Origin of the sequence: Actinomadura sp. NPDC049753 (genome assembly GCF_040674655.1) — a bacterium.
GTDB classification, from domain to species: Bacteria; Actinomycetota; Actinomycetes; order Streptosporangiales; family Streptosporangiaceae; genus Spirillospora; species Spirillospora verrucosospora.
The window spans coordinates 1-9,543 of record NZ_JBFARL010000263.1; the positions used below are offsets into that span (position 1 = coordinate 1).

The following is a 9,543-nucleotide window of genomic DNA, read 5'->3' on the forward strand; positions in this document are numbered from 1 at the left end:
GGCCGGGATGGCGCTGCGCCGCCTCGGCCACCCCTTGCCGGGCTGAGCGCCGCCCGCCCGCGGCGAAGGGCCGCCCGGCCCCGGGCCGATCCGGCCGGCCGGCCGTCAGGTTCATCGCGATGGACCCCGCCAAAGATCCGCAATCGCCTGCGATCCAGGGGTCCATCGTGATTAAGCTGTTACCACGGTGGCAGCAGTGCCGCGGAAGCGGTCCCGATGGGGCCGTGTCCCGCGGGACCACCGGCCACAGGCGTGGCACTACAGATCGGCTGCGTTGACTCGCAGCGTCGTCCGCGCGGGATGTCCTTGACCGCGTGCGCCCACTACCCGGGCGCACGCCTGACGCATGCCCGCCCCTGCGCTCCCTGGCCCGGACGACGGCCGACTCCGTACTCCACGTCGAACGAGGTCCCATGCACTCCCTGCCCAGGGCGCGCCGTCTTCGGCCTGCCCTCACCCGCCTGCCCCGCGCCCTCCGGATCCCGCCGCGCCCGCGCCGCGCGGCGATCGTGTCGATCATCACATCGGTCGTCCTGGCGGCCACCGCCGTCGTCGTCGGCTACGTCCGGACGCCGCTGCCGACGCAGCCGCAGGACGGCGTCACGGACGAGGGCTCCGCGGTCTACTACGCCGACGGCCGGACCCCGCTGTTCCGCCTCGGCGCCAACCGGGAGAACGTCCGGCACGGCCAGATCCCCGACCGGCTGCGCTGGGCGGTGCTCTCCGCCGAGGACCGCGGCTTCTACGGCGGCCACGGCGTCTCCCCCAGCGGGACGTTCCGCGCCCTCTGGAACAACGCGTCCGGCGGCGACACGCAGGGCGGCTCGACCATCACCCAGCAGCTCGCCCGCAACTACTTCAAGGGGCTCAGCCGCGACCGGACGATGGGCCGCAAGGTCAAAGAGATCTTCGTCGCGATGAAGCTCGACCGCAACCGCGCCAAGGACGAGATCCTCGACCTGTACCTCAACACGATCTACTTCGGCCGGCAGACGTCCGGGGTGCAGGCGGCCGCCCGGGCCTACTTCGACAAGGACGTCTGGCAGCTCGACGTCGCCGAGTGCGCCCTGCTCGGCGCGATGATCCAGCGGCCGGCGTACTTCCGCACGCAGGGCGACGGCCCCGCGGCCCGCGCGCTGCGCGCCCGCTGGAGGTACGTCCTCGACGGGATGGTGTCGATGGGCAGGCTCGGCCGGGCCGAGGCCGACCGGCAGCGCTTCCCCCGGACCCAGGACGAGTGGACCGGCGTCGGCCTGTCCGGCCAGGACCTCCTCGTCCGGCACCGGGTCGAGGAGGAGCTCGCGAGCGTCGGCATCCCGATGGACAGCGTCGTCAACGGCGGCCTGAAGATCTACACCGGGCTGGACCAGCGCTGGATGCGGCACGCCGAGCGGGCCATGCGCGAGGCGGAGGAGCCGCGGTGGCCCGCGACCGTGCACGCCGGGCTCGTCGCCGTCGACTCCCGGACCGGCGAGGTCAAGGCGCTCTACGGCGGCGACCCGAAGCGCAGCCAGATCGACTCGGTGTTCGCGCCGGTCGCGCAGGCGGGCTCCACGTTCAAGCCGTACGTGCTGGCCGCCGCGCTGCGCAAGGGCCTCAGCGTCCGGACGAGGGTCAGCGGCCGCTCCCCGCAGAAGTTCGCGCCCGACGGCGACGTCACACCGATGACCGCGCCGGGCTACAAGGTCGACAACGACGAGGAGATCGGCTCGCTCGGCGCGATGGACCTCGTCAAGGCCACGGCCCTGTCGGTCAACACCGGATACGTGAAGGCCGCCCTGAAGACGGGGATCACGGACGTCCAGGAGACCGCGCGGCTGTTCGGGGTGCCCGCCTCCGCGCTCGCGCCGTTCAGGGGGCAGGCCGGGATCGCGCTCGGCACCCCCGACGTCGCGGCCGTCACCCAGGCCGCCGGGTACGCGGCGTTCGCCAACGGCGGCACGGCCGTCGTCCCCCACCTCGTCACCAGGGTCGTCGACGCGCACGGCCGGCGGGTCCCGCTGCCCTGGGACCGGCCGGGGCGCCGGGTGCTGAACGCCGAGCAGGCGGCGCAGGCCGCCTACGCGCTGCGGGCCGCCGTCAGGAGCGGGACGGGCGAGCACGCGGCGCTGCCCGACCGCGAGGCCGCCGGGAAGACGGGCACCACCGACCGCAACCGCGCCGCCTGGTTCGTCGGCTTCGTCCCGCAGGTCTCGACGGCCGTGGTCATCGGTAACGCCAAGCCGGCCCCGCTGAGGAATCTGCCCGGCTTCCCCGGGACGGTCTCCGGCAAGAACCTCCCGGCGACGATCTGGCGGTCCTTCATGGACAAGGCCGTCCGCGACCTGCCGGCCCGGCCGTTCCCCGAACCCGCGTTCTCCGGCGTGGCCGCGAACTGGGTCGACGCCGACCCGGCGCAGCGGAACCAGTCCCGGCGCGGGCCCGGCGAGCCGGCGCCCGGAGGCCGGGACGGCGGTTCGCCGGCCATCGCGCCGTCCCCCGCCGTGCCGCCGGAGATCGCCCGCCGCGGGCTCGCCAAGCAGAAGGCCCGCGAGGCCGCCGCCGCGCCCGCCCCGAAGAGCTGAACCGGAAGAGATCGAGTCGACAGCGGCCCCCGGGGGCGGCTACGGTCGCGGCGTCGATGCGACCGAGTGACCGAGACCGTTCCGGGGGGCCTGGTCAGGTGCGTGCCTCACGTTCCCTCGCGCTCGCCGCGGCGGCCCTGCTGGCAGGCGGGGCCGCCGGCTGCGGCGGCGGCGAGGACGGCAAGGGCGGGCGGACGCCGTCCGCCCGCTCCGCCGCGCCCGGGTCCCCGGGCACGCCCGCGCCGGACGCCTGGATCCCCGGCCGGGTCGCGAAGATGAGCGTGGCCGACAAGGTGGGGCAGCTGTTCGTCCCGACCTTCTCCAGCCGCGCCGACGCGCTCACGAAGATCAGGAAGTACCGCGTGGGCGGGCTGATCTACTTCCCCGGCAACATCGGCACCCCGGCGCGGACCGCCGCGCAGTCCAACGCGCTGCAGAAGGCCTCGAAAATCCCGCTGCTGCTCGGCGTGGACGAGGAGCAGGGCATCGTGTCGCGGACGCCGTTCGTCACGACGTTCCCCGGCAATATGGCGCTCGGCGCGACCCGCAGCCCGGCCGACGCCCGCGCCGCCGCCCGGGTCACCGGCGCCGAGCTGCGCGCGGTCGGCATCAACCTCGACTACGCGCCCGACGCCGACGTGAACGTGAACCCACGCAACCCGGTGATCGGGCTGCGCTCCTTCGGGTCCGATCCGGCACTGGCGTCCGCACTGGTGCGGGGGGCGGTCGGCGGCTTCCAGGAGGCCGGGGTCGCCGCGGCGGCCAAGCACTTCCCCGGCCACGGCGACACCGCGACCGACAGCCACACCGGCCTGCCGGTGATCCGGCACTCGCCGCGGACGTGGGAGCGGCTGGACGCGCCCCCGTTCAGGGCGGCGATCGCGGCGAACGTCGACATGATCATGACCGCGCACATCGTCGTCCCGAAGCTCGACAGGTCGGGCGACCCGTCCACGCTCTCCAGGACGGTCCTGACGGGGCTGCTGCGCGGCAAGCTCGGCTACCAGGGCGTCATCACCACCGACTCGCTGGAGATGGCCGGGGTCCGCGAGAAGTACGGCGACGCCGGCGTCCCGGTCCGTGCGATCAACGCGGGCGCCGACCAGCTGCTGATGCCGCCGGATCTGCCGCGCGCCTACAACGCCGTGGTGAAGGCCGTCCGGACCGGGAAGATCTCGCAGCGGCGGCTGGACGAGTCGGTGACGCGGATCCTCAGGCTCAAGCAGCGGCGCGGCCTGTTCCAGGGCGCCGCCGCCGATCCCGCCAAGGCCGCGGCCGCGGTCGGCACCCCCGCGAACAAGGCCGTCGCGCGAGGCGTCGCCGAGCACGCGGTCACCCTCGTCCGCAACGACGGAGGCGTGCTGCCCCTCAGCGGCAGGAAGGTCGCCGTGTCCGGGCCTGAGAGCGGCCGGCTCCAGGCGGCCCTGCGCCGCCAGGGCGTCGCGGTCACGGCGCCCGGCTCGGCCGACGTCACCGTGCTGACCACCATGAACGCGGGGGCGGCGACCGCGTCCCGGATCCGGGCGCTCGGCTCGAAGCCGGTGGTCGTCGCCGCGCTCGGCCGCCCCTACGACCTCGACTCGGCGGGCGGCGCGAAGGCGGCGCTCGCCACCTACTCCTCCAGCCGGGTCTCGGTGGAGGCGCTGGCCAGGGTACTGAGCGGGGCGGTGAAGCCCACCGGCAGACTGCCGGTGCCGGCGGGCGGGAAACCCGCCGGGCACGGGCTGGGCTACCGGTAGGGGCCGCCGCCCGGCACCGGGGAAGCGATGGACGCGAGGGTCGCTCTGCTGGGAGGATCGGGCCGCCTTCGCGCTTCCAGGAGGTCCCCGTGCGCGTCCGACCGTCCCTCGCCGCCCTGACGCTGCTCCCGCTGCTGGCGGCCTGCGGGGGCGGCGACGAGGTCACGATGCCGCCGCTCACCCCCGAGCCCGGCGACTCCCGGCCCGCCCAGGCCTCCACCGCCGCGCCTCCGCGGCAGACCCTCCCGGCGCGGCTGGCGCTCTACAAGTACCTGCGCGGGATCTCGGTGGGCGACGCCAGAGCGTGCGCGTACCTGGCGCCCGCCTACGAGCGGCGCGTGTTCGGCGGGCCCGGCCGGTGCCGTTCGGGGCTCGGCCGGGCCCGCGCGAAGCTGCGCCCGCAGGATCTCGCGGCGCTGCGCGGCGTGACCGTCCCGACCTGCGAGGCCGGGCCGGGCGCCGGGGAGTGCACCGTCCGGTTCGAGCACCTGCGGTGGAAGAGCGCGCCCGCCCGTCCCGGCGGACTGCTCGCCGCGAGCTTCGTCCTGCGGGGGCGCGGGAGCCGCTGGCTCGTGGCGGGCTGACCGCGGGTCAGAGCCCGAGGTCCGCCAGTCCGGGCAGGTGGGCGCGGGCCGCCTCCCTGGCCAGCTCGGCGGTGCGCGCGGCGCGGGCCGCCGCGGCCGCCGCGCGGCACTCCTCCAGCGTGTGGCGCACGAGCGCGGCCCGCACCAGCGGGAGGGACGGCGCGCTCATCGACAGCGACGTCACGCCGAGGCCCACCAGCACGCAGGCCAGCGCCGGATCACCGGCCGCCTCCCCGCACACGCCGCAGGGGACGCCCGCGCCGGCCGCGGGGGCGACCAGGTCGAGGACGGCGGGCTGCCACGGGTCCTGGAGGTGCGCGAGACCGCCGACCTGCCGGTCCGCCGCGCACGCGTACTGGGTGAGGTCGTTGGTGCCGATGCTGAAGAACTCCACCTCGGGCGCCAGGTCGCGGGCGCGCAGCGCGGCGGCGGGCACCTCGATCATGACGCCGGGATGCTCGACGCCGGCCTCCCGGCACGCGGCCGCGAAGTAGGCGGCCTCGTCCGCGTCCGTCACCATCGGCGCCATGACCTGCAGCTTGACGCTGAGCCCCGCGGCGGCGCGGGTCAGCGCGGCGAGCTGGGAGGCCAGAACGTCAGGGTGGCGGCGCATCATCCGCAGGCCCCGCTCGCCGAGCGCCGGGTTCGGCTCCTCACCGGGGGCGGGCAGGAACGCCAGCGGCTTGTCGGCGCCGGCGTCGAGCGTCCGGACGACCACGCGGCCCTCCGGGAACGCCTCCAGGACCTTCCGGTACGCCTCCTCCTGCTCCTCGTCCGACGGCGGCACCGCGCGGTCGAGGAACAGGAACTCCGTCCGGTACAGGCCGACGCCCTCGGCGCCGTTCACCAGCGCCGCCTCCACGTCCTTGGGGCCGCCGACGTTGGCCAGCAGCGGGACCGGGTGCCCGTCCCTGGTCGCGCCCGGCCCGGTGGACTCCTCCAGCGCGGACGCGCGGGCCGCGGCGGCCGCCCGCGCCTTGGCCACCTCCGCCTCGGACGGGTCGGGGAGCACCGTCCCCGCGGCGCCGTCCACCAGGACGCGGGTCCCCTCGGCCAGCGAGGCGGCGCCGGGCAGCGCGACCACGGCGGGGACGCCCATCGTCCGCGCCAGGATCGCGGTGTGGCTGGTGGGGCCGCCCTCCTCCGTCACGAACGCCACGACCTGCGCCGGGTCGAGAACGGCCGTGTCCGCCGGGGCGAGGTCCCGGGCGACCAGCACGAACGGCTCGTCGGACTCGGGGACGCCCGGCATCGGAAGCCCGAGCAGCCGCGCGATCGCGCGGTCGCGGATGTCGTCGAGGTCGGTGACCCGCGCGGCCATGTACTCGCCGGCCCCGGCGAGCATCTCCCGGTAGACGCCGAACGCCTCGAACACGGCACGGGCCGCCGACACCCCCTCGCCGATCCTGGCGCGGACGCCGTCGGCGAGGCCGGGGTCGCGGGCCATCATCGCCTGCGCGTTCAGCACGTCCCGGCCGTCGGTGTTGCCGGCCGCGGCCGCGCGCTCCCCGCGCTCCTCCAGGTCGGCGGCGACGGCCTCCAGGGCGGCGAGGGCGGAGTCGCGCTCGGCGCCGGCGTCACCGCCGTGCCGGGACCCGGCGGGCGGCTCCGGCACGGCCCCCGCGATGGTGCGCACCGGCCCGGTCCCGACGCCGGGGCTGACGCCCGCCCCCTGCATCACCTCGCCCACCTCAGGCCCCCTCGGGCTCCGGGGTGGACAGCAGCTTCTCCAGACTGTCGAGCAGCTCGTCGGCCCCCTCGCCCTCGGCGGACAGCACGATCTCCTCGCCGTGCCGCGCGTCCAGCCCGAGCACGGCGAGGATGCTCTTGGCGTTCACCGGGGAGCCACCGCGCTTGGACACCGTCACGTCCATCGGGGCCTTGGCCGCGGTCTGGACGAACAGCGCGGCCGGCCGCGCGTGCAGGCCCACCCTGGACTCGATCTTGACGTTGCGCTCGGTCACCGCATTACTCCCAATCAGCTCGTTACCGTCCGGTGCACCCGCAGCGCGGGGCCCGGCACGACGTCCACTTCCATGAAATCGGCCACCAGATGGTCGGCCCTGGCCAGCGCGCCCACCGACTGCGTGGTGACGACGCCGACGCACGTCATTCCCGCGGCCTTGACCGCCGCGACCCCTGCCGGGGCGTCCTCGAACCCGACCGCCTCCTGCGGCGGGACGTCCAGGTCGCGCGCGGCGGCCAGGTACCCCTCCGGGTGCGGCTTGCCGGTGACGACGTCACCGGCGGTCACCACGAGGTCGAGCAGGCCGCGGATGCCCAGCATGTCCAGCAGGCGCTCGGCGTAGGCCCGCTGCCCCGACGTCACCACCGCCAGCGGCACCCCCGCGCCCGCCAGCGACCGGACGAGGTCGACCGCGCCGGGAACGGGCGCCACGTCCGGCATCCCCGGCAGCGACTCGTAGGAGACCGCCTGCTCGAACAGCTCCTCGACCGTCCGGCCGGGGAACAGGTGCGCGTGGTCCGCCAGCGCCTCGATCCCCCGCCGCCCCGCGAACGAGCCGATCAGCGCCTCGTCCCAGGGGACGCGGTGGGCGTCGAACAGGCGCGACCACATCACGCGGTTGCGCGGCTCGGTGTCGATGAGGGTGCCGTCGAGGTCGAAGACCGCCGCGCCGAGACCGATCACCGCCATGTGCTCAGCTCCATGTGAACAGCTCGGTCCCCTTCGCCACCTCGCCCGACTCCCGCACGTCCGACAGGGCGTCGGCGCCCGCGTCCAGCGCGACGACCGCGCAGATGGGCGAGCGGCCGCCCGCCTCGATCACCGCCGGGTCCCAGCCGACGAGCGGCTGCCCGGCGGTCACCTCGTCGCCCTCGGCGACCAGGAGCTCGAACCCCTGCCCCTTCAGCTTGACGGTGTCGATGCCGAGGTGCACCAGGACCCCGTGGCCCTCGGCGTCCACCACGACGTAGGCGTGCGGATGCAGCTTGACGATCTTCCCGGTGACGGGCGCGATGGCGTGGCCGGGACCCCGCTCGGGGTCGACGGCCGTGCCCGGGCCGACCATGGCCTGGGCGAACACCGGGTCCGGGACGCCGGCGAGGCCGACGACCCGGCCGGCGACCGGGGACAGTACTCGGGTCATCAGAGGGGTTCCCTTGGTCGGTCGAGGAAGGTCTGGTCAGTCGAGGAGGTCCTCGATGTCGCTGGCGATGGTGTCGGCCTCGGGCCCCACGACGACCTGGACGACGGAGCCGCTGCGCATGACGCCGAACGCGCCCGCCTTCTTGAGCGCCGGCTCGTCGACCTTTCCGGCGTCGGAGACCTCGGTGCGCAGCCGGGTCGCGCACGGCTCGATCTCCACGATGTTGTCGGCCCCGCCCAGGGCGGCGATGATGGCCTCGGCCTTGTCCATGCTCGTTCTCTCTTCTCGGGGTCCGGGTCGCTCAGTCGGTCTGGGTGACCTTGTTGAGGCCGCGCGGGACGTCGGGGTCGATCCCGAGCCGGCGGGCCAGGTTCTCGACCATGATCTGGCCGGGGACGATGAGGCCCAGCGGCGCCACCCACTCGGGGAGGCCGGGACCGGGCAGCGCGGCCGAGCACGCCTCCGCCAGCTCCGCTCCGCCGCCCACGCCGAACGCCTGGGCCCCCGCGCCCCGCACGCGGCGGGCCAGCGCGACGGTGCCGGGCAGCGTCGGGCCGGAGTCGGCGGCGACCAGCAGCGCGGGGGTCTGCGCGTCGACGACGGCGATCGGGCCGTGCAGCAGGTCGGCGTAGGACAGCCCCATGGCGTGCAGGTAGCACGCCTCCTTGATCTTCAGCGCCAGCTCCAGCGCGGTCCCGAACGCGATTCCACGTCCGGAGACCACCGTACCCGGGACTTTCGCCAGCTCCTCGACGATCTCCGGCAGCGCGGGCGAGGCCTCCGTCAGCGCGATCATCCGGGCGACCTCGTCGGGGACGCGGCGCAGGTCGTCCTCGGCGACCTGGGCGCCGAGCCCGAGGCCGAGCACCGACAGCGCGGCGAGCTGCGTCGTGTAGGTCTTGGTCGCCGGCACGGCGATCTCGGCGCCCGCCTGCGTGACCAGGGCGACCTCGGCGGCCTCGGCGAGCGGCGACCCGGCGCCGTTGGTGACCGCGACCGTCCGGGCGCCGCAGTCGCGCGCCCAGTCGAGCGTCTCGACGATCTCCTCGGTCTTGCCGGACTGGCTGATCGCCACGGCCAGCACGCCGGACAGGTCCAGCCGGCGGCGGTAGGCGGTCGCGATGGACGGCGCGGCGAGCGTGGCCAGCCGCCCGGCGTGCGCCTCCACCAGGTAGCGCCCGTACACCGCGGCGTTGTCGGACGACCCGCGCGCGATGAACAGCACCTGCCGGGTCTCCCGCGCCAGCGCCCCGACGTCGGGGACGCGCGGGAGGAGCGCGTCGATCGTCCGGCGCAGCGCGTCCGGCTGCTCACCGATCTCGGCGCGCATCTGACTGGTCATGATCCCCCTCCGAAGACTTCCTGCCCGTTGATCCACGTCGCAAGCGCCCGGTGGTCCGGCCCCAGCCAGACCAGGTCGGCCGCGGCGCCGGGGGCGATCCGGCCGAGGTCCGGCCGGCCGGCGAGGTCGGCCGGGACCCGGGAGTTCTCCAACCCCAGGATGAGGGTTCCGAGCAGCGCGCCGAGCAAGGTGCCAGGCAGGAAA

8 protein-coding genes and 2 pseudogenes are annotated in these 9,543 nt (G+C 75.3%); 3 read left to right on the top strand and 7 right to left on the bottom strand.

All coding sequences use genetic code 11. From position 1 onward, the window contains the following. Positions 1–413: 413 nt before the first annotated feature. From AB0K37_RS37555 to AB0K37_RS37565, 3 genes are all read left to right on the top strand, one after another. Positions 414–2,564 (top strand): transglycosylase domain-containing protein, encoded by a 2,151-nt coding sequence (locus tag AB0K37_RS37555; RefSeq protein WP_363989689.1) that lies wholly within the window; start codon positions 414–416, stop codon positions 2,562–2,564. 98 nt (positions 2,565–2,662) lie between these two features. Beyond that, positions 2,663–4,303 carry a glycoside hydrolase family 3 N-terminal domain-containing protein gene (locus AB0K37_RS37560; RefSeq protein ID WP_363989692.1) on the top strand — a complete coding sequence of 547 codons (1,641 nt, stop codon included), beginning with the start codon at positions 2,663–2,665 and terminating at the stop codon, positions 4,301–4,303. 89 nt (positions 4,304–4,392) lie between these two features. Continuing rightward, positions 4,393–4,887 (top strand): hypothetical protein, encoded by a 495-nt coding sequence (locus AB0K37_RS37565; RefSeq protein WP_363989694.1) that lies wholly within the window; start codon positions 4,393–4,395, stop codon positions 4,885–4,887. A gap of 7 nt (positions 4,888–4,894) precedes the next feature. Here the strand turns inward: AB0K37_RS37565 and ptsP are convergent, their stop codons facing one another. From ptsP to AB0K37_RS37600, 7 genes and pseudogenes are all read right to left on the bottom strand, one after another. Then, the gene (ptsP, locus tag AB0K37_RS37570) at positions 4,895–6,565 is read right to left on the bottom strand and encodes a phosphoenolpyruvate--protein phosphotransferase (RefSeq protein ID WP_363989707.1); all 1,671 of its coding nucleotides are present in this window, start codon (positions 6,563–6,565) and stop codon (positions 4,895–4,897) included. Positions 6,566–6,578: 13 nt separating this feature from the next. Beyond that, positions 6,579–6,851, bottom strand: a complete 273-nt coding sequence (locus AB0K37_RS37575) for an HPr family phosphocarrier protein (RefSeq protein ID WP_363989697.1) — start codon at positions 6,849–6,851, stop codon at positions 6,579–6,581. Positions 6,852–6,865: 14 nt separating this feature from the next. Next, on the bottom strand, positions 6,866–7,543 hold the full coding sequence (locus AB0K37_RS37580; protein WP_363989700.1) for an HAD family phosphatase: 678 nt from the start codon (positions 7,541–7,543) through the stop codon (positions 6,866–6,868). Between the two features lie 4 nt (positions 7,544–7,547). After that, on the bottom strand, positions 7,548–7,997 hold the full coding sequence (locus tag AB0K37_RS37585; protein ID WP_363989702.1) for a PTS glucose transporter subunit IIA: 450 nt from the start codon (positions 7,995–7,997) through the stop codon (positions 7,548–7,550). Between the two features lie 36 nt (positions 7,998–8,033). Next, positions 8,034–8,270 (bottom strand): annotated as a pseudogene (locus AB0K37_RS37590) (glucose PTS transporter subunit EIIB); the annotation flags it as partial. A gap of 28 nt (positions 8,271–8,298) precedes the next feature. After that, complete coding sequence (locus tag AB0K37_RS37595) at positions 8,299–9,339, bottom strand: SIS domain-containing protein (protein ID WP_363989704.1); 1,041 nt, start codon at positions 9,337–9,339, stop codon at positions 8,299–8,301. After that, a pseudogene (locus AB0K37_RS37600) lies at positions 9,336–9,543 on the bottom strand (hypothetical protein); the annotation flags it as partial. The pseudogene AB0K37_RS37600 and the gene AB0K37_RS37595, both read right to left, overlap by 4 nt.

Bases quoted from the DNA above. Each gene is read 5' to 3' on its own strand.
- AB0K37_RS37555 (WP_363989689.1), top strand. From the start codon at position 414: ATGCACTCCCTGCCCAGGGCGCGCCGTCTTCGGCCTGCCCTCACCCGC.
- ptsP (WP_363989707.1), bottom strand. From the start codon at position 6,565: ATGCAGGGGGCGGGCGTCAGCCCCGGCGTCGGGACCGGGCCGGTGCGC.
- AB0K37_RS37580 (WP_363989700.1), bottom strand. From the start codon at position 7,543: ATGGCGGTGATCGGTCTCGGCGCGGCGGTCTTCGACCTCGACGGCACC.
- AB0K37_RS37585 (WP_363989702.1), bottom strand. From the start codon at position 7,997: ATGACCCGAGTACTGTCCCCGGTCGCCGGCCGGGTCGTCGGCCTCGCC.
- AB0K37_RS37595 (WP_363989704.1), bottom strand. From the start codon at position 9,339: ATGACCAGTCAGATGCGCGCCGAGATCGGTGAGCAGCCGGACGCGCTG.